Consider the following 19,925-nt stretch of genomic DNA (forward strand, 5'->3'; position numbering starts at 1 on the left):
CCTCTCAGGAGCCGGCGGGCAGTAGCGTGGACCATTGACGCTTGACAGCACTTACCGACGGGGGCCTTCGCGCGTGGATGAGGAACTGACGCTGACCGTGACCCTGCGGCCGGCCGGGCTCGACGACCGCCGCGGCATCGTGCGCCTGCACCCCGAGGTGATGACCGCCCTGGCGATCAACCCCGGCGACCCGGTACGCCTCTCCGGCACCCGCACGACAGCGGCGCTCGCGGCCAAGGCGGCAACCGGGGCGAGCCGCGAGTTCCTCTACGCCGACGACCTCACGCTGGGCAACCTCGGGCTGCGGGACGGCGGCCGGGTCACCGTGGCCCGCCAGCCGGCGGTCGCGGCCCGGCGGGTCACGCTGGCCGGCCCGGCCGACGTCGTCGCCCTCGTGTCGCCCGAGTTCCTGCGGCTCGCCCTGCTCGGCAAGGTGGTCAGCCGGGGCGACAACGTCTCGCTGCGCCCGCAGGACGTGCTGCCCTTCGGTGGTCTGCGCCCGCAGGTCCCCGACATCGGCCAGAGCCTGCGCAACCGGCTCGGCTATCAATGGACCACCGCGCTACTCACCGTGGCCGAGGTCGCCGAGTCCGACGGTGGCGTGATCACCATGGACACGGTCGTCGGCTGGCAGGACGGGCCTGTCTCGTCCCCGGTGCCCGGCCCGGTCGCCCGGCCGCAGGAGCCGGCCGCCACCGACCCCGACGTGCCGCCGCCCAGCCTCGACGACCTGCCCGGTCTGCGCGCCCAGGCGAAAGAGCTGGAAGAGCTGCTCGACCTGGGCTTCAACCACGGCGAGGTGCTGGCCCGCCTGGGCACCAAGGTCTCGCTCGGCGTGCTCATCTCGGGTCCGGCCGGCTCGGGCAAGTCGGCCCTCGTGCGGGCGGTCGCCGCCCAGGTCGGGGCGCGGGTGCTGGCGGTCTGGGCGCCCGAGCTGGCCGCGCTCACCAACGACGCGGCGGCCATCCGGCTGCGCGGTCTGGCCCGCGACGCCCGCGGCGACGGTCCGGTGGTGCTGCTCTTCTCCGACGTCGAGGCGCTGGCCCCGCGCGACGAGCCCGGCCCGCTCTCGACCGTCTTCCACCAGGTGCTCGAAGAGACCGTACGGGCCGGGGTCGCGGTGATCGCCACGACGAGCCGCCCCGAGTCGGTCGACACGTCTCTGCGCTCGCCCGACCTGCTGGCCGTGCAGCTCGCCGTCCCGCTGCCCGACGCGGCCATGCGCCGCGAACAGCTCGGCGTGCTCACCCGCGGCATGCCGCTGGCCGAGGACGTACGCCTCGACGAGGTGTCGGGTCGCACGCCGGGATTTGTGGCCGCCGACCTGGGCGCCCTGGCCCGCGAGGCCGGGGTGCGGGCCGCGCTGCGGCAGAAGGACGCCGAGAAGCCGACGGTGACGATGGCCGACTTCGAGGCCGCGCTCGACGTGGTGCGGCCGACGTCAATGGCCGACTCGACGCTCGAGGTGGCCGAGGTGACCCTCGACGACGTGGGCGACATGGCCGAGGTCAAGCAGACGCTGACCGAGTCGGTGCTCTGGCCGCTGACCTATCCCGACACGTTCGCCCGGCTCGGTGTCTCGCCGCCGCGCGGGGTGCTGCTCTACGGGCCGCCCGGCTGCGGGAAGACGTACCTGGTCAAGGCGATCGCCGGCACCGGCAAGGCCAACGTGCTCTCGGTCAAGGGCGCCGAGCTGCTGAGCAAGTGGGTGGGTGACAGCGAGCGGGCGGTGCGCGAGCTGTTCCGCCGGGCGCGCGAGGCGGCGCCGACGCTGGTCTTCCTCGACGAGGTCGACGCGCTGGCCCCCACCCGGGGGCAGGCCAACGACGGCGGCACCACCGACCGGGTCGTGGCCGCCCTGCTGACTGAGCTCGACGGGGTCGAAGACCTGCGCAACGTCGTGGTCGTCGGCGCGACGAACCGGCCCGACCTGATCGACCCGGCCCTGCTGCGGCCCGGCCGGCTCGAACGCCTGGTCTACGTGCCCCCGCCGGACGGCGAGGCGCGCACCGCGATCCTGCACGCGTCCGCGAAATCGGTGCCGCTCGACCCGACGGTCGACCTGGGCAAACTCGGCGAGGAGCTGGAGGGTTTCTCGGCTGCCGACTGTGCCGCACTCATCCGCGAGTCGGCCCTCTCCGCGATGCGCGACTCCCTGGAGGCGACGACGGTCACCGCGGCCAACGTGGCAACCGCCCGCGAACGCGTACGCCCCTCGCTCGACCCCGGCCAGGTCGCGTGGCTGGCCTCTTACGCCGAGGCCCACCAGAACTGATCAGCGCCGGCGCGTGCGGGCCCTGGTCGACCGCAGGCGGCGCAGGCGGCCGACCAGCACCGGGTCGTGCTCCAGCGCGGCCGGGTTGTCGAGCAGGGCATTCAGCAGTTGGTAGTAGCGCGTGGACGAAAGCCCGAACGTGTCACGGACGGCCTGCTCCTTGGACCCGGCGTGTTTCCACCAGCGCCCCTCGAAAGCGAGGATCTCGACCTCGCGCTCCGTCAGCGCGCCGGCCTCGGCCCGGGGCGCTGGAATGTGCGGTTGCTCTTCGGACGGGTCCGCGGCCGGCTGCATGACACTCCAAAAGAGATCCAGACGCACAGGTGTACGAATCGGGGACCGTCAGCATAAGCGCCGGCGACCCCCGACCGCACTCCGCGCCGACGTTACCTCACGTAATGTCTCGGCTACGCATTGCCCACATCGAAGCCCCCACGACGAGCACGAAGATGCCCGCCAGCAGACCGCCCGCCATCGGCCAGGTCAGCGTCAGCGAGTCGGGCTGGCAGCCGCCCGCCGACGTGAAGTCGCACGAGTTGTAGTCCTCGAGCGTGATCTCCTTGTCCATCCAGGCGATCAGCCAGACCGGGATCAGGAAGACCCCGCCGAACTTCACCTTGGCCAGCTCCAGCACGGCGCCCAGTCCGAACTGGAGCACGATGATCACGCCGACCGTCACGCCCAGCGCCATCGCGGTGTGCCGGCCCAGCGAGGCGAGCGCGAACCCGACCGCCCCGGCCACCACCACCAACGCCAGGCCGCGCAGCTCCATCAACGCGATCGACTGCCAGGCGCCCGAGGTCATGCCGACCGTGGTGCCCCGAGCTTCGGCGATGCCGTAGAACACGGCCGTCCAGATCGCCGAGAGCACCACGGTCAGGGCGGCGAAGAAGACCAGGAGCGCGGCCAGTTTGCTGCTCAGCACCAACAGCCGCCGCGGCCGCCAGAGCAGCAGGTTCATCATGCCGCCGCTGCTCCACTCGGCGCCCACGAAGGACGCGCCCACGATGAACGCCACCAACCCGAGCAGCACGGCCAGGGTCGTCGCCATGTCGGGGAACTGCTCCAGGAAGGAGAAGGTGGGCGGCATGAACCACTGCGCCTGGAAATCGTCGGGCGCCGGTTCGACCATGCCCTCGCAGTTCGGCGGCCACGAGCCGGCCTGCGGCGTCCCCTGGGCCGCCTGGCAGGTGGCCCGATCACGCTGGAACTGGTCGACCGCGCGCTGATATTCCTGCTGGGCCTGGGCCCGCGCCGAGGCGACCTGGTCGGGGCCGACCTTCTGGTTCGAGAAGAACACGCTGACCGCGATGGCCGCCAGCACCAGCACCGTGCCGAGCAGGAAGAGCCGGGTGAAGCGGCGCTTGGTCAGCCGCTTGGTCTCCGCGCTGTAGAGGCTCACTGTCCCCACCCTCCGACCGCGGTCGCCCCGGCCGACTCGTCGACCTGGCGGTTCTGCCCCTCGACCGGCGCCGTGCCGGTGAGCTGCAGGAAGACGCTCTCCAGGTCGGCCGCGACCGGGCTCAGCTCGCTGACGTAGATCTCCCGCTCGGCCAGGATCCGGGTGATCTGGGCCGGGTTGCCGGCGTTGCCGACGGTGAAGTGGTCGTGGTCGACGGTCACCTGGGCGCCGTTGGCCCGCAGCAGCTCGACCGCCGTGCGCAGGTCGACCCCGGGCTCGAGGCGCACCTTCACCGACGCCGAGGTGTGGCTGGCCAGCACGTCGGCCACCGAGCCCGCGGCGACCCGCCGGCCGGCCGAGATGATCGTGACCGAGTCGCAGATGAGCTGGATCTCGCCGAGGATGTGGCTGGAGAGCACGACCGTCATGCCCGACTCGGCCAGCGTGCGCATCAGGGTGCGCATCTCGCGGATGCCGCCCGGGTCGAGTCCGTTGGCCGGTTCGTCCAGGATGAGCAGCCTGGGCTCCTTGAGCAGGGCGGAGGCGACCGCGAGCCGCTGTTTCATGCCCAGCGAATAGGTCTTGACCCGGTCCTTGGCCCGGTCGCGCAGCCCGACCAGCTCGAGGACGGCGACGACGCGCTCCTTGCGTACGCCCCCGGCCTCGGCGAGCAGCGAGAGCGTGTCCTGAGCGCTGAAGTTGGCGAAGAACTGCGGGCTCTCCACGATCGCGCCGACCTGCCCGGCCACCTCGGCCAGGTTCTCGGGAACCTCGCGCCCGAGGATCGCCATGCGACCGCCGTTGGGCCTGATCAGCCCGAGCAGCGTACGCAGTGTGGTCGTCTTGCCCGAGCCGTTGGGCCCGAGGAAGCCGTGCACCTGACCCGCCTCGACGGTCATGTCGAACCCGTCGAGCGCCCTTCGCGTCCCTTTGCGGCTGCGGTAGGTCTTCTGCAGCCCCGCTATCTCCAATACGGCAGTCACGCGGGCGACTCTAGACAAACTCGTCAATATGCGCTGCTACAAAGCCTGCGTTCAGGCCGTGATGACGTGAACTCCAGCCTCGCGGAAGCGCGCGACCACGTCGGCCGGTGCGCCCGAGTCGGTCACCAGCGTCTCGATCTTGGTGATCGGGCAGATCCGGGCGAACGCGTGCCCGCCCAGCTTCGACGAGTCGGCGATCACCACGACCCGCTTGGCCCGGGCGACCATGAGGCTGTTCATCGCGGCCTCACCCTCGTGGTGCGAGGCCGCGCCCAGCTCGACGTCGACCGCGTCCACGCCGAGCAGCACGATGTCGAGCGTGACCTCTTTGAGCAGCGCGCCGCCCAGCGGCCCGACCACCTCGAAGGACTGCGGCCGCACGACCCCGCCGGCCACCACGATCTTCATGCGCGAGCGCACCAGCAGCTCGTTCGCGATGTTCAGGGCATTCGTGACGACGGTGAGCTGCGAGCCCTCCCCACCGGCGTTCAGATCAGGGCGTACGGCCAACGCGCGCGCGACCTCGGTGACGGTGGTCCCGCCGTTGAGACCGACGACCGTGCCCGGGGTGACCAGTCCGGCCGCGGCCTCGCCGATGCGCTGCTTCTCGGCCGAGTGCTTGGCGCTCTTGTAGCGCAGCGGCAGGTCGTACGAGACGCCGTTGGCGACCGCGCCGCCCCGCGTCCTCGTGATCATCTGCTGCTGGGCGAGCTGGTCGAAGTCGCGGCGGATGGTGGCCTGCGAGACGTCGAGGCGCTCGGCCGCGTCCTCGACGCTGACCCGCCCGCTCTCGGCGAGTAACTCGAGCAGGGCATTCCACCGCGCGTACCGGTCCACCCAGACTCCCCGCTGCACGTTCCGTGATAAGAGTGTGCACATTAGTGCGCGAAAGCCCGGGAAGCAAAGCTCTCCTCTGCGCGGAGCGGCGACGATGGTTGCGCCCGCGCCCGGCTTCCGCGCAGAATGACGCTCGAAATTGCCAGGAACCGAGCGCTTATGCGCATGCGTCCCGACGGTGAAGGGTGGCCCATGACGTACGTCAAGGCAGAGATCGCCAGCCAGCCGGAGTGCTGGCGCATGGCCGCGAAGCTGGCCGACGCCCCGGGTCTGCCCGTCGCGGGCGAGCGCGTGGCCGTCGTCGGCTGCGGCACCTCGTGGTTCATGGCCAAGGCCTACGCCGCGCTGCGTGAGCGGGCCGGGCAGGGCGAGACCGACGCGTTCCAAGCCTCCGAGTTCCCGCGCCGCCGCCGCTACGACCGGGTCGTCGCGATCACCCGTTCCGGCACCACCACCGAGGTTCTCGACCTGCTCAACGACCTCGCCGGCGGCACGCCGACCACCGTGCTGACCGCCGATCCGGCCAAGCCGGCCGCGCGGATCGCCGACGAGGCCGTCGTGCTCGACTTCGCCGACGAGCAGTCGGTCGTGCAGACCCGGTTCGCCACCAGCGCCCTCGCCCTGCTGCGGGCCCACCTGGGCGAGGACATCGAGTCGATCGCGGCCGACGGCGAGGTGGCCGTGCGGCTGCCGCTGCCGGTGCACCCCGCGCTGGCCGAGCAGATCACCTTCCTGGGCCGCGGCTGGACCGTCGGGCTGGCCGAGGAGGCCGCGCTGAAGTGCCGCGAGGCCGCCATGTACTGGGCCGAGGCCTACCCGGCGATGGACTACCGGCACGGACCGATCGCGATCGCCGGCCCGCGCCGCGCGGTCTGGGCCTTCGGCGACGTGCCGACCGGCCTGGCCGACGAGGTCGAGGCCACCGGCGCCGCCTTCGTGCACAGCCGCCACCACGGGGGCTACGCCGCGCTCGGCAGCTGGTGCGGCGGCCGCGCCCCGCTCGACCCGATGGCCGACCTGGTCGTGGCCCAGCGCGTCGCCGTTCTGCTCGCGACCAGCCAGGGCCTCGACCCCGACCACCCCCGCAACCTCACCCGCGCAGTCGTCCTGGCATGACCGACTGCACCGCAGTGAGCGAAGCGGTCGTAGGGCCAGGAAGGTATGCCGCGGGCGGCTCAGCATGAACCAAGTGGTCGTCGCCCTGGATGTGGGCGGGACAGGCATGAAGTGCGCACTGGTCCGCACCGACGGGACGGTTCATCACACCGAACGGCACCCCACGCAGGCTGAACGCGGCCCCGAGGCGGTTCTGGACACGATCCTCGACGTCGCTTCCGGTCTCGCTGACAAGGCGCGGGCCGACGGCCTCGAGCCGGTCGCGGCCGGCGTGGCCGTCCCGGGTGTGGTCGACGAGGAGAACGGTCTGGCCGTCTGGTCGTCGAACATCGGCTTCCGCGACGTCCCCGTGCGCGCCTGCCTGCAGGAACGGCTCGGCCTGCCCGCCGCCCTCGGCCACGACGTACGGGTCGGCGGCATCGCCGAGGCCCGTCTGGGCGCCGGCCAGGGTCACCGCCACGTGCTTTTCGTCGCGATCGGCACCGGCATCGCGTCGGCCCTGGTGGTCGACGGGGCCGGCTACTCCGGGGCGCACGGCGCGGCCGGCGAGGTCGGCCACATCGTCGTCCGCCCCGGCGGCCCGGTCTGCGGCTGCGGGCTCCGGGGCTGCGTGGAGGCGATCGGCTCGGCCAAGTCGATCGGCCGCCGCTACGCCGAGCGGGCCGGCCAACCCGGCGCCACCGCCCTCGACGTGGTCACCAGGGCCGCGGCGGGCGACGAGCTGGCTGCCACCGTCTGGCGGGAGGCGATCGAGGCCCTGGCCGACGGGCTGGTCACCGCGCAGGCCCTCTACGACGTCGGCGTGCTCGTGCTCGGCGGCGGCCTGGCCCAGGCCGGGGACGCGCTGCTGCGACCCCTGGAGCAGGCCTTCCACGACCGGATCAGCTTCCATCGGGCGCCCGAGTTCGTCCGCGCCGGCCTGGGCGACGAGGCCGGCTGCATCGGCGCCGCCCTGCTCGCTCTCGATCATCTGGAGAGAACCGCATGACCCGCATCGGCGGCAAGATCGTTCGGCCCGGAGCAGTCGTCGAGGGCTACGTCGAGGTCGACGGCCCGGCGATCCTGACGGTCGAGGCCGCTCAGGGCGCGGGCGACGACATCGTCGTACCCGGCTTCGTCGACCTGCACTGCCACGGCGGCGGCGGGCACACGTTCACCACCGGCGACGCCGAGTCGGCCCGCGGGGCGGCCGCGTTCCACCTGGGTCACGGCACCACGACCATGCTGGCCAGCCTGGTCAGCTCCCCGTTCGAGCTGATGCGCGACGCCACGGCGGCCTACCGTCCGCTGGTCGACGACGGGGTCATCGCCGGCGTGCACTACGAGGGTCCGTTCCTGTCGGGCGCACGCTGCGGCGCGCAGAACCCGGCCTTCCTGCGCGACCCGTCGATCGACGAGCTGACCGCCCTGATCAAGATCGGCGAGGGCGTCGTACGCCTCGTGACCGTCGCCCCCGAGCTGCCCGGCGCTCTGGAGGCGATCGCGTTCCTGCGCGCGCACGAGGTGGCCGCCGCGGTCGGGCACACCGACGCCACGTACGAGCAGACGCTCGCCGGTGTGGCGGCCGGTGCGACCGTGGGTACCCACCTGTTCAACGGCATGCGGCCGCCGCACCACCGCGAGCCGGGCCCGGTCGTCGGCCTGCTCTCGTCGCCGGTGGTGGCCGAACTGATCGCCGACAACATCCACCTGCACCCGGGCATGCTCGCCTTCGCCGCCCGCACCGCCGGACCCGACAAGGCCGCGCTGATCACCGACGCGATCGACGCCACCGGCATGGCCGACGGCACCTATGACCTGGGCGGCCAGCAGGTCGTCGTGGCCGATCGGGTGGCCCGCCTGGCCCGTGACGGCTCGATCGCCGGCAGCACGCTGACGATGGACGAGGCCCTGCGCAACACGGTCACCGCCGGCATCCCGCTGCACGACGCGGTAGCCATGGCCTCGACAACCCCGGCTCGCGTGCTCGGCCTCGGCGACGACGTGGGCGCGCTCGAGGCCGGTCTGCGCGCCGACCTGGTCGTGCTCTCACCCGACCTGCACGTCAAGCGCGTGATGCGGGCCGGTCGCTGGGTGGTGTGAACCCGGCCGGCCGTTCCCAGCCGCGCAGGCCGGGCAGCGGGATGCGGTCGAACGGGATCCGCTCGATCAACCGGGCCACCACGACGCCCAGCAGCAGACCGGCGATCGAGTCGGTCAGCCAGTGGAAGCCGGTGTAAACGGTCGTCACGAAGACGATCGCCACCGGTACGACCCGGATCATCCAGGTCTCCCAGCGCCGCAGCGACCGGTGCAGCAGCGCGGCGGTCAGGATGGCGATCACCGCGTACCAGACGAGCGAGTTGCCCAGGTGGCCCGAGGGGTAACTCATGGCGTACACGCCCTCGGCGTTGGGGTTGTGCATGATCACCGGGTCGGGGCCCTGGAACCGGGGTGCGGCCCGGCCCGACCAGATCTTGAGCGGGCCGATCGTCAGGTAGGTCAGCACGAAGGCCGCGGCGAACGGGAACGCCGCCCGGATCGACCGGCTGCGCCAGAAGAGGACCGCGGTCAGGACCAGCGACACCGGGGTCAGCACCTGACCGCCCTGGCCCAGGTAGTTGAAGACGCGGGCGGTCCAGTAGACCGGCTTCGGCTGGTGGCTCAGCGCCCAGTCGGCCACCCGCTGGTCGAGCGTCAGCAGGTGGCCGTTGATCAACGCGACGGTGAGCGCGACGAACGCCGCCAGCAGGACGGCGTCGAGCCACCAGCCGAGCAGCGGACGGGTGCGGTTGCGCGTGATCGTTGCGGACACGCCCTCAAAGTTAGAGGTACTTGGCGAGCTTGGCGGCAAGCAGGTCGCCACGAACCCCCGAGTTGGGGCAGCCGCCGAAGTGATGCAGGGCCACCACCTTGTCGGTCGAACGCGACAGCACGGGCGAACCGGACGAGCCGCCCTCGGTGTCGCAGAAGTACGCCACGTCGGAGCCGGGCGCGTACCCGTCGTAACCGGGGTTGGTCACCGCGCAGTTACCCGCCTGGTCACCGCGCGACCCGGCGATCCTCGTGGGCTCGCCCGCGGGGTGCTGCGGAACGTAGAGCTCCTGGTTCTTGGCCGGACGCTTCGTGTCCAGCGTCAGGTAGCCGAACTTGCGCACCGACTCGAACTTGTCGACCGAGAACAGCGTGTAGTCGTACGTCTTGTCGGTGGCCAGGACCTGGGCGCCCCAAACCTTCGTCGGCTGGTAAACGTCGTACCCGCCGCATTTCGCGCATTGGTAGTTGAACCAGACCTCGGTGTCGTAGGCCTGCGCCGAGTTGGTGAAACAGTGGTTGTTGGTGAGCATGCGGTTCTGCGCGCCGACCCGCCAGCCCGTGCAGAGCTCGGTGCCGTTGATCAGCAGCCGCGCGATGGCCTTCGATTTCACGTACGCCGTCGGGTCGCTCGATCGGTAACAGGCGGCGTCGGCCGACGTGTCCGCACCGCACACCGACTCCTCACGTCCGGTTCGGCCCGGCGCGGTGAGCTGCTTCTCGGGTTGACGGCGCTGCTCGGTACGGCTGAAGCCGCGCGCCACCCGGTCGACGTCCACGCCGAGCGAGCCGACGAGATCGCCCAGCCCGAGCAGATCTTCGGCACCGCGGTGCACTTCGAGCACGGCCGTGTCGCCGGTCACCGACATGGCCCAGCGGCCGTCCTCGGCTTCCCCGGCCTCGTACCGATGCTCCTCGGTGCCGTCCGCGTTCGCCACGGTGACGTAGTCACCCGGCAGCAGAGCCATCCGCGAGAAGTGCAACTTCACATAGGACGCGCCGGGATAGCGGAACGTCTCCTTCTTGGGCCGGCCACCGAGGTAGCCGAGCAGTTTGTGCACGCTGAGCAGCTCGCCGACCTGCTGGCGGCCGCTGGCACTGCCCGATTCGAGCGGACGCTGCTCGCTGCCCGCCTCGGGTGCGCTCTGCTGGGTGCTGGGTTGCGCGGTCGTCGGTTGCGGGGAGTCGGGCGGCGGAGCCGGTGACGCCGATTTCGCTGTTCCGGGCGCTCCCGGTGGCACGCTGGCGCGATTTCCGAGCTGTTCAGCCGCGACCGGTGTGCGTCCGATCGCCGGGGCCTCCAGCCAGGTACCGACCGTTTTTCCGTTCTGGCCGGCGGCGTGCCAGGCGCTCGCCCCGGCCGCGCCCGCCAGCACCAGGGCGGCGCAGGCCCCGATCGCTATGCCTGCCTTACGCTTTGGGGGCACAGGGAACCCGCCCTTCTCGTCATATCAGGGACATATGTACTAATCAGGCGTTCTCGTACCTGTGTAACGAGCCACCTGCGGCAGCGACGCGCGGGGCGGAGCGTGCACACTGGTTCGGTGCGCATCACTTCCGCCCTCGTCGACCCGGCGCTGCTGGATCTGCCGTGGGGTGTCCCGCTCGAGGAGTGGCCGGCCGATCGCCTGGTCGCCCTGCCGCAGGGCATCTCGCGTCACATCGTGCGGTTCGTGAAGCTCAACGACGTGGTCTACGCGTTGAAGGAGACCCGCGAACGGATCGCCGAAAAGGAGTACGACCTCCTGCGCGCGCTGGAACGCATCGACTTCCCGGCCGTCGAGGCGGTCGCGATCGTCTTCGACCGCGAGGACGCCGACGGTGAACCGCTGGAAACCGTGCTGATCACGCGCCACCTGCAGTTCTCGCTGCCCTACCGCGCACTCTTTTCACACGTGCTGCGGCCCGACACGCTCAACCGCCTGCTCGACGCGCTGGCCGCCCTCATCGTGCGCATGCACCTCACCGGTTTCTCGTGGGGCGACTGTTCACTGTCCAACACGCTCTTCCGCCGTGACGCGGGCGCCTTCGCGGCCTACCTGGTCGACGCCGAGACCGGCAACCTCTACCCGAAACTCTCCGAGGGCCAGCGCCTCGAAGACATCGAGATTCTTCGGCTGAACATCTTCGGCGAGCTGCTCGACCTGCAAGCGGCCGAGTTGCTGCACGAGGCGATCGACCCCGAGTCGGTCGTCGACGACATCGTCGCCCGCTACGAGCGGCTGTGGCACGAGGTCACCTACGAGCAGGAGGTTCCCCGCGAGGCCCGGCACGACATCGAGCGGCGCATCCGCCGGCTCAACGAGATGGGCTTCGACGTGGCCGAGGTCGACATGTCCACCGTGGACAGCGGCTATCGCGTACGCCCGAAGGTCGTCGACGCCGGCTATCACACGCGCCGCCTGCTGCGCCTGACCGGGCTCGACGCCGAGGAGAACCAGGCCCGCCAGCTGCTCAACGACCTCGACACGTACCGGGCCGAGAGCCTGCTCACCGACGAACAGCAGGCCGCCCACCGCTGGCTGACCGAGGTCTTCGAACCGGTCGTCCGGGCCGTGCCGCCCGACCTACGGCGCAAGCTCGAACCGCAGGAGATCTTCACCCAGGTCATCCAGCACAAATGGCTGCTCTCCGAGCGGGCCCAGCGCGACGTCGGCATGGCCGCCGCGGTGCAGTCCTATCTCACCGACGTGCTGGCCAAGAAGCCCGACGAGCAGGCCGTGCTCGGCGTCGAGGTCAGCTCACTGGCCGGCGACGGCGTCGAGGTCTGACCTCGAGGTCACTCGTTCGCGCAGCGCGCGCAGGCCGGCCCGGCGGGCCACCACCACGATCTCGTCGCCCGCGGCGACCACCCGCCGGGAGTCGGGCAGCCAGTCGACCCACTCCGAGCCGGCCGCCGTCATTCCGATCACGCGGACGCTCTCGACCCGGTCGGCGCCGCCCAGCGCGGCGCCGTCGAGCGGCGAGCCGGGCTGCACCCGCACGGCCGCCACCAGCAGCGCGTGCCGCTCGACCGGGATCGTGGCGAGCATCTCGCGCTCGATCATGGCGGCGGCGAACGCGGGCGCGCAGAGCCGCGAGACGCTGCGCGAAATGTTGATGTTGAAGGCGGTCTGGACGCGGCGGGCGAAGTCGTCGTCGAACAGCCGCAGCACCACCCGGATGTCCTCGCGCGCGGCCCGCGCGTGCAGCGCCGCCTGCAGGTTGACCGCGTCGTCGGTCGAGACCACGACCAGCGCCTGGCAGTGGTCGATCGAGGCTGAACGCAGCGTCCGCTCCCGAGCGGCGTCGCCCTCGATCACCGGGACGCCGAGCGACTCGGCCACCTTGACGCCACGCGCGTTGGGGTCGCGGTCGACGGCGACCACGTCGAGGCCGAGATCGACGAGCTGGCGCAGCACGCGAGTGCCGACCGTACCCAGCCCGACCAGCACGATGTGACCGGTATGGACCTTGAGGGTCTCGCCGCGGTCGAGGGCCAGCCGAGTCTTGACCACACCGTCGACCACCGCCGCGGTGATCAACGGGATCAGGGCGACGCCCGCGATCGTCAGCACGAGCTGGGCGGCCTGGGCGGCCGGGGTGTTCTGCGGTTCCACATCGGACGAGCCGACCATCGTCAGCAGCGTGATGTAGATCGACTGCCAGGGTCCCTCGGCCCCGATGAAGTGGGTCAGCAGGGCGCCGGAGACCGCGGTCAGCGCCAGCGCGACGAGGACGGCGACGCCGAGCTTGCGGGTGAGGCCGGCCCGCAACGCCCGGCCGATCGACAACCACGGACGGCGGCGACGACCGGCCCGGGCCAGGCGGAGCGCGGTCACCGCCTGGGCCGCCGGGCGGCCGGTCGCCTCGGCGAGCACCAGATCGGTGGGCCGGCGATCATCCGGTTCCGGCTCGGCGGGCAGCACGACGCCGTTCGACATGGCCAGAGTGAGCAACGCCGCCGTCTCGGGGACGTCGGCGCGCTTGGCCACGTGAAGGGTGCGGGCCGCGTACCGGAAATGGGTCGGAGCGACCTCGCCCAACGCGGCGGCCACGAAGGCGGGAGCGGCCATGGCCGCGTCGGAGAGCACCGCGCAGTCGGCGAACAGGCGGCGCACCCCGGAGGCCAGACCGGTGGTGAACATGCGGATGACCAGGCGCAGGTCACCCTCGACGGCGCGGGCGCACAGGGCCGCGTGCAGGTTGGCCACGTCGTCGGGCATGACCAGGGCCAGCGCGGCGGCCCCGGCCAGACCCGCGTCGCGGAAGGTGCGCTCATCGATGCGGGCGGCGGTGATCACCTTGACCCCGCGGGCGCGCAGCAGGGACAGGTCGGGCACGGCCGGGCGCAGGTCGGGCGGCGTGATGACGGTGATGCGCAGGCGGCCGGAATCGGCCAGCTCGTCGGCGAGCGTGAAGACCAGCGCGTCGGAACCGTAGACCACGAAATGGGGACGCGGGTCGGCGGTTCGCTCACGCAGACGGGCGACCAGGGAACGCCGTACGCCGTCCTTCTGAGGATCCGAAGCCACGTCGCGATCGTAGTCAGCCGGAACCCGTCAGGCGCGCCGCTCGTTGCCCCATCCGACGCGTTTCGTCCTAATTCGGGCGGATAGCTTTCCTGGAGGAGAACAGTGCGCAAGTTGAGGTATGCCGGAGCGGCGATCGCCGGCGGAATCGTCCTGTTCGGAGCCGCCCCCGCGCAGGCCGACGTGCTGCCCGGCGCCGACGTCGCTGCTCAGCAGGCCGACGCGCGGCTCGCCGACCTGCTGGGTCAGAGCAACGGGCTCAATGTGGACAACCCGCTCCAGTACAGCACCCTCAGTGACACCCCGCTGGGACGCAGCCCCGTGGCCCAGTTCTCGGCCGGCCAGAACAGCCCCGACCTGAACCCCCTGCTGCCCGGCGAGTCGGCCACCGACCACCGGCCGCAGCCGCCCGCGGCCTCCGTGGTGCGCCGGCCCCGGACGCTGCTACCGGGCGTGCCGGGCTCGTCCGGCCTGCCCGGCCTGTCCGGCCTGTCCGGTCAGGGGCTGCCGGTGCAAGGGCTGCCCGTGCAGGGGCTGCCGGTGCGGGACCTGCCGCTGCTCGGCGACCGTTCACTGCCGCTGCTCGGCGACCTGCTGCCCAGCGGCCAGACCCGCAGCTTCGGCCAGCGGCCCACAATGCGCCAGGCCGAGATGTTCGACGGCGGGCTGCCACTGCTCGGCGGGCTCGGCGGGCTGCTCCCGGCCAACGAGTCGCCGCGCACGCCCCCGGCCGGCGACGGCCCGGACCTGTCCGGCCTGCCCGCCGGCGGCATGGCGATCCTGCCCGCGGCCCTGAACGGTTCGGCGGCGGCTCCGGCCGCAGGTTCCGAGCCTGCCGCATCCGAGCCCGCCGCATCCGAGCCGGCCGCGCCCGCGCCCGTCGCCGAGCAGCCCGCGCAGGACAAGCCGGCCAAGCCGACCAAGGCCAAGCCGGCCAAGTCGCACCCGGTCGAGACCCCCGAGGACCCGCGTCTGCATGAGGAGCCGGTCGACGACGACACCGTCGAGGACCGCCCGTTCTCCTCCGAGGGCCGCCCGGTGGCCGGCGTCGACGAGCAATACCGCTAGTCGCCCCTGGACCCTGTGGACAACTCCGTTTCCCTGCTCCCGTCGCCGCTAGGCTCACCCGTGCCCCGGGTGGGAGGGGGTTTGGGATGGCGGGGCCCGATCAAAGCAAAAGGCCCGCCCGGCACCACGCCGGACGGGCCTTTTCGCCTAGCTACTACGGAGTGACCGACGAGATCACGATCGGGCCGCGGCCGACGACCGCGCCCTCGTTCGTCACGATCGCCACCTCACCCGACAGCGAACGGCCCGCGGGCGGCACGGCCAGCGCCGTCACCGTCCCGTTGACCGTCGTCGACGCGCCGTTGGCCAGCGTCGACGACGTCGCCGCCACGGAGACCGAGCCGAGCGCCGGGCTGAAGAAGATGTCGAGGTAGTCGTACGCCGTGGTGCCGGCGGGCACCGCGTAGCCGTCCACCACGGCCGTGTAGGTGCCGGCCGTCGGGTTCGTCAGCGAGATCGACTCCTCCGAGTCGCCGTCCGCGTCCTGTCCGACCAGCACGCCGTCGCGGTAGAGCGACAGGTCCAGGTCAGCCGTGGCGTCGGCCGGGTTGCCGATCGCCACGTCCAGCCGGTTCGAACCGGCCGGCACGACGAACTCGTACTCCTGCGAGCCACCGTCCTCGATGGTCGGACGCTGCCGGTCGGCGCTGCCGAGCGGGCCGCCCTGCGGCGACACCGTGACCGGGCCGAAGCTGTTCTTCACGGCGAAGCTCACCGGGGTGGGCTGGTTGACCGCGACGCTCGGCAGGGTGATCGTCTCGGGGGTCAGCGCGACGCCCTGGATCTTCGCGTCGAGCTTGAACGGGTTGCTGAGGATCGGCGACGTGCGCCGGGCCTCGACCTCGAGCTCCCAGATGCCGGGGATCGGGTTCTCGTACGACCGCTCCGACGGCTTGCAGACCGCCTCGTTGGAGTAGTTCGTGTAGCAGTCCGAGCTGGCGGTGCTGTCCACCGGGACGCCCCACGGGTTGATCGCGACGAAGCGGGTCTGCTGACCGGCGGTGATGCCGGACAGGTCCACCTGCAGCGCCTTGGTGCCCTCGGGAACGGTGACGTAGAACGACGTGGTCGAGTTGCGGTCGACCTTGCCCGACCACGAGGTGGCGTACGACGGTTTCTTGGTGTCGACGCCGGTGACGACCGTGTTGAGCACCTCGAAGTCGATCGCCGGGGTCGACGGGTCGTCAACCTTCAGCAGAGCGCTGGCGACTCCCGAAGAGGCCCGCACCACGACCGGCACGCTGACCGTCTTGTTCAGCGGCAGCGCGACCAGCGGCGACGAGACGAACGACGAGCGATCGCCGATCCACGACAGCGTGTGCAGCACCGGGTAGTTCGGGCCGCTGGTGCGGGTCAGCTTGATCGTCTGGACCTTCACCTGGCCGGGCTTGAAGCCACCGGCCGAGGCGGCGCACCGGTTGTAGATGCCCTCGCCCTGGCCGGGGGTGGCCAGCAGGTCGGACAGCGGCGTGCAGACCGCGGCCGACGACTTGTAGTCACGGACGGGCGACTTCTTGGTCAGCAGCTTCCATGCGTCCGGCACGTTCAGCTGGCCGTAGCCCTGCTCGTTGACCTGCTCGCCGTCGATCAGGTCGGCGGTCGAGTAGATCGCGCGGCGCAGCGCCGGCGCGCTGACCTTGAGCTTGTTGGCCTTGGCGGCCGACAGCAGCAGCGCGGCGCCACCGGCGGCCTGCGGCGAGGCCATCGAGGTGCCGTTCTGCATCGAGTAGCCCGGGGGCAGCACGTACGGCACGGTGGCCAGGCCGGGAACCTCTTCCCAGGTCGGCGACAGCGAGACCGCCGAGCCGGGCGCGGCGATGTTCGGCTTGAAGCCGCCGTCCTCACGCGGGCCGCGCGACGAGAACGGGAAGAGCTGCAGCGGCTTGCGGGTCTCCGCGCCGTAGTTCGACTTCCACGTGTCGTCGGAGATGCTGGCCGCGACGCTGACGACCTGGGAGGCGCCCGACGGCTCACCCAGGGTGTTCACGCCCGGGCCGCTGTTGCCGGCCGAGATGAACATCTGTACGCCGTACTTGCTGATCAGCGCGTTGTAGAGCTGGGCCTGGGCGCCGTTGCCGTCGTTCAGCGACGGGAGGCCGCCGATCGACATGTTGATCACGTCCACGCCACGGTTGATGACCAGGTCGGCCATGCCGGTGGTCAGCGCGGCGTTGGTGCAGCCGCCGCCCCACGAGCAGGCCCGCGACGAGACGATCTTGGCGCCGGGCGCCTGACCGTCGAAGGCCGCGTTGCCGAACAGGTCGTTGCCCGCGGCGATGCCGGCCACGTGTGACGCGTGCAGGCTCTCCGGGATGCCGATGCTGACGAAGTCGGCCAGCTGACCGGGCAGACCGGCCGGCGTGAGGTCGACGTCCTCGCGGTACTCGACGACGAACGGCATGCGCTCGACCACCGCGGTGGCGGCGTTGTCGGTGCCGAAGTGGCCGATGTCGAACTTCTCCTTGTACGGCCGCATGACGGCGTCGTCGGTGAAGTCGAGGTTCTGGTTGGTGTCGACCCGGATGTCGTGACTGTTCGGGTCGTAGAGGATGCCCCACGTGTCGGTCGCGTCGCCGTCGCGGTTGACGTCACCGGCGGCGTCCGATTCGGTGGTGACCGTCTCGCTGAAGCGGTTGATCCGCCAGTTGCCGGCCGGGGCCTTCCAGCTACCACCCGCGTACGTGAAGGTGGGGCCGGACACGGCGGTGAGCATCGCGCGCCACGAGCCGTCGCCCTCGAGCAGCGGGTCGGTCGCGGTAACCCAGTCGACGATCTTGCGCTCGCCGGTGGTGGTCTTCGCGAGGGCCGGGTGGTCGATGTCCACACCGGAGTCCATGATGCCGATCGTGATGCCGCGACCGTCGTACTTCGGGTTCTTCTTCTTGAAGTCCACCGAGCCGGTCTCGTCGGTCGGCATGTACGGGTTCGCGGCGGGCGTCTTCGGGCCGGGCGCGGCGAGCGGCTTGGGCTGCTGGCCGTGCTTGTCGCGCTGAACGCCGGTCTCCGGCAGTTTGATCGTCTCTTCGAGGTCGACGGCGGTGATGCCGGCGAGGTTGGCCGCCGCGAGCACCTTGCCGATCGGCACCGACGCGAGCACGTAGCCGATCTGGTCGAAGCGCCGGGTGACGACGCCTCCGAGTCCCTTGATCTTGGCGGCGACGTCGGCGGCCTTACCGTCCTCGGTGGCGACGATGACCGTGACGTACTTCTTGTTGGCTGCTTCGGCCTGGGCCAGCAACTCGGCGTCGTGCGCGCCGAGGGTGTCGGCCGGCGCCTCCTTGGGGGTGGCGGGGTTCTCGGCCGCGTTGAGAACGGACGGGGCCGCGCCGGGTGCCGCCGAGGCCGGGAGCGCGCTGCTCAGCGACGCGCCGGCGGCAACACCGACGGCCAGCACTGAGGTGAACGTTCGCCGGCCCCATGTGGATTGTTGTCTCACGTACGGGTCCTCCGGAAGGAAGGCGCCCAGCGGGGGTTCACTGGGCGCATTCTCCGGATCTTCCGATTGATCGGGATAGAAGTCACTACGGTCGATGACGTTGTGACTTGCCCGTGACATTAGGTTCGACGCATCATTTCGCGCGGGTTACCGCAGGTCACGCCATCCGCAGCCGTATCGACGCATGCGAAAGCATTTGTCCCGTACGATCCACACGCTCGGCGATCATGCGGTCACCTGTCCGATCGGGCAGAACTTTTCCGCCCGAGTGTGATGTGGACAGTCACCAGCCCGACGAGTAGAACGGCGATCAACTCGATCGACGCCGGCACGAGCGGGGTCAGCAACACCAGCACGACGATCCCCGGCGGCACGAACCGGAAGAAGCCGTTGCGCTCGGGGCGCAGATGCAGCAGCCATACGAAGAACAGGTAGACGGCCACCGGCACAGCGATCGCGTACGACGCCAGGGTCGTCGAGATCTCGGCATCATGCGCGACGAAGTCGACCCGCACCGCGAGGCCCGCCCCGACCGCCGCGGCCGCCGCGAAGATGAAGTAGTGGCCGTAACCCCACAGCAGCGACGTTCGCAGCGAATTCAGCATGTCCCCCGCGTTCTTGGCGAAGTAGATCCACCACAGGGCGAAGACGATGATCACGCCGGCGATCGCGAGACGGATCAGCGCGGCCTCGTGCATGATGTCCGGGCCGAAGCCGGCCTGCACCGCGATCGTCGCCGCCATCACCGACTCACCCAGCACGATGAGGGTGAACAGACCGTACCGCTCGGCGATGTGGTGCGGGTGATAGGTGGTCGGACCGCCGGGTGCCCGTTCAGCCCAGATCGGCACGGCCAGTTCGAGCAGCGCGAGGGCGACGAAGACGGGCAGCATCGTCGCCGGTTCGTCGGGCACCAGCAGCCGCAGCAACCAGAGCACCTGGACGGCGCTCACCCCGATCGCGTAGCGCATGGCGGTCGCACGACGCTGCGGATCGGCCCGGGCCGCGCGCAGCCACTGCCCGACCGTGGCCAGGCGCATGATGACGTACCCGATCGTGATGACAGTGAAGTTCGTGTGATCGAACGCCTCCTCGACACCGGCCGCCAGCACCAGCGCACCGACGATCTGCACCAGCGTGGTGAGGCGATAGACGTCGTCGTCGGTGTCGTAGGCGGAAGCGAACCAGGTGAAGTTCATCCACGCCCACCAGATCGAGAAGAAGACCAGCAGAAAGCCGCGTACGCCGTCCAGCACCTCCCCCTCGGCGATCGAGTGATGCAGCGGCAGCGCGGCCTGGGACACGGCGACCACGAAACAGAGATCGAAGAAGAGCTCGAGCGGCGTCGACACCCGGTGCGGCTCATCGGACGAACGGGCGCGCATCGGAGTCAGCCAGCGGCGGTACGGACTGGTCACGAACACATCAGATCCCGTACGCGGCCCGGGCGCAGCGAGCCCGATCACGCAACGCCGCCGGGGCGCCACGCTGACGTCGTACGCAG

Annotated in this window: 15 protein-coding genes; 6 read left to right on the plus strand and 9 right to left on the minus strand. The window is 70.9% G+C overall.

All coding sequences use genetic code 11. The features are described from left to right. Nucleotides 1–73 precede the first annotated feature (73 nt). Nucleotides 74–2,275, plus strand: coding sequence for an AAA family ATPase (locus tag EER30_RS04710; RefSeq protein ID WP_127498559.1), 2,202 nt, complete (start codon nucleotides 74–76; stop codon nucleotides 2,273–2,275). On the opposite strand, the gene EER30_RS04715 is transcribed toward EER30_RS04710, so the two are convergent. The 4 genes from EER30_RS04715 to EER30_RS04730 form a co-directional block, all read right to left on the minus strand. After that, the gene (locus tag EER30_RS04715; RefSeq protein WP_127498560.1) at nucleotides 2,276–2,569 is read right to left on the minus strand and encodes a DUF3263 domain-containing protein; all 294 of its coding nucleotides are present in this window, start codon (nucleotides 2,567–2,569) and stop codon (nucleotides 2,276–2,278) included. 97 nt (nucleotides 2,570–2,666) lie between these two features. Further along, nucleotides 2,667–3,677, minus strand: a complete 1,011-nt coding sequence (locus EER30_RS04720) for an ABC transporter permease subunit (protein WP_127498562.1) — start codon at nucleotides 3,675–3,677, stop codon at nucleotides 2,667–2,669. Continuing rightward, the gene (locus EER30_RS04725; RefSeq protein ID WP_127498564.1) at nucleotides 3,674–4,660 is read right to left on the minus strand and encodes an ATP-binding cassette domain-containing protein; all 987 of its coding nucleotides are present in this window, start codon (nucleotides 4,658–4,660) and stop codon (nucleotides 3,674–3,676) included. The genes EER30_RS04720 and EER30_RS04725 overlap by 4 nt, the downstream gene beginning before the upstream one ends. A gap of 51 nt (nucleotides 4,661–4,711) precedes the next feature. After that, the gene (locus EER30_RS04730) at nucleotides 4,712–5,497 is read right to left on the minus strand and encodes a DeoR/GlpR family DNA-binding transcription regulator (RefSeq protein WP_127498566.1); all 786 of its coding nucleotides are present in this window, start codon (nucleotides 5,495–5,497) and stop codon (nucleotides 4,712–4,714) included. Nucleotides 5,498–5,689: 192 nt separating this feature from the next. Between EER30_RS04730 and EER30_RS04735 the strand changes: the two genes are divergently transcribed. From EER30_RS04735 to nagA, 3 genes are all read left to right on the plus strand, one after another. Next, a complete protein-coding gene (locus EER30_RS04735) occupies nucleotides 5,690–6,613 on the plus strand; it encodes an SIS domain-containing protein (protein ID WP_127498567.1) in 924 nt (307 codons plus the stop codon). Nucleotides 6,614–6,677: 64 nt separating this feature from the next. Then, nucleotides 6,678–7,601, plus strand: coding sequence for an ROK family protein (locus EER30_RS04740; protein WP_127498569.1), 924 nt, complete (start codon nucleotides 6,678–6,680; stop codon nucleotides 7,599–7,601). Next, entirely contained in the window at nucleotides 7,598–8,695 is a 1,098-nt protein-coding gene (nagA, locus tag EER30_RS04745) for an N-acetylglucosamine-6-phosphate deacetylase (protein WP_127498571.1), read from the plus strand. The genes EER30_RS04740 and nagA overlap by 4 nt, the downstream gene beginning before the upstream one ends. Here the strand turns inward: nagA and EER30_RS04750 are convergent. Both EER30_RS04750 and EER30_RS04755 read right to left on the minus strand, forming a co-directional pair. Next, nucleotides 8,658–9,407, minus strand: coding sequence for a phosphatase PAP2 family protein (locus tag EER30_RS04750; RefSeq protein WP_127498573.1), 750 nt, complete (start codon nucleotides 9,405–9,407; stop codon nucleotides 8,658–8,660). The two genes, nagA and EER30_RS04750, sit on opposite strands and share 38 nt — an antisense overlap. Before the next feature lie 10 nt (nucleotides 9,408–9,417). Further along, nucleotides 9,418–10,833: a trypsin-like serine peptidase gene (locus tag EER30_RS04755; RefSeq protein ID WP_127498575.1), complete on the minus strand. Its 1,416-nt coding sequence runs from the start codon at nucleotides 10,831–10,833 to the stop codon at nucleotides 9,418–9,420. 117 nt (nucleotides 10,834–10,950) lie between these two features. Between EER30_RS04755 and EER30_RS04760 the strand changes: the two genes are divergently transcribed. Beyond that, the gene (locus tag EER30_RS04760; RefSeq protein ID WP_127498577.1) at nucleotides 10,951–12,177 is read left to right on the plus strand and encodes a DUF4032 domain-containing protein; all 1,227 of its coding nucleotides are present in this window, start codon (nucleotides 10,951–10,953) and stop codon (nucleotides 12,175–12,177) included. Here EER30_RS04760 and EER30_RS04765 read toward each other — a convergent pair. Beyond that, nucleotides 12,148–13,920 (minus strand): potassium channel family protein, encoded by a 1,773-nt coding sequence (locus EER30_RS04765; protein ID WP_127498579.1) that lies wholly within the window; start codon nucleotides 13,918–13,920, stop codon nucleotides 12,148–12,150. The genes EER30_RS04760 and EER30_RS04765 overlap by 30 nt on opposite strands. A gap of 102 nt (nucleotides 13,921–14,022) precedes the next feature. On the opposite strand from EER30_RS04765, the gene EER30_RS04770 reads away from it, so the two are divergent. After that, the gene (locus EER30_RS04770) at nucleotides 14,023–14,985 is read left to right on the plus strand and encodes a hypothetical protein (RefSeq protein WP_127498581.1); all 963 of its coding nucleotides are present in this window, start codon (nucleotides 14,023–14,025) and stop codon (nucleotides 14,983–14,985) included. 154 nt (nucleotides 14,986–15,139) lie between these two features. Here EER30_RS04770 and EER30_RS04775 read toward each other — a convergent pair whose 3' ends face one another. Further along, nucleotides 15,140–18,379 carry a S8 family serine peptidase gene (locus EER30_RS04775; RefSeq protein WP_432417518.1) on the minus strand — a complete coding sequence of 1,080 codons (3,240 nt, stop codon included), beginning with the start codon at nucleotides 18,377–18,379 and terminating at the stop codon, nucleotides 15,140–15,142. A 275-nt stretch (nucleotides 18,380–18,654) separates the two neighbouring features. Next, complete coding sequence (locus tag EER30_RS04780) at nucleotides 18,655–19,839, minus strand: low temperature requirement protein A (RefSeq protein WP_240669750.1); 1,185 nt, start codon at nucleotides 19,837–19,839, stop codon at nucleotides 18,655–18,657. Between the last annotated feature and the right edge of the window lie 86 nt (nucleotides 19,840–19,925).

It is taken from the genome of Actinoplanes solisilvae, from assembly GCF_003999975.1.
Classification (GTDB): Bacteria; Actinomycetota; Actinomycetes; order Mycobacteriales; family Micromonosporaceae; genus Actinoplanes; species Actinoplanes solisilvae.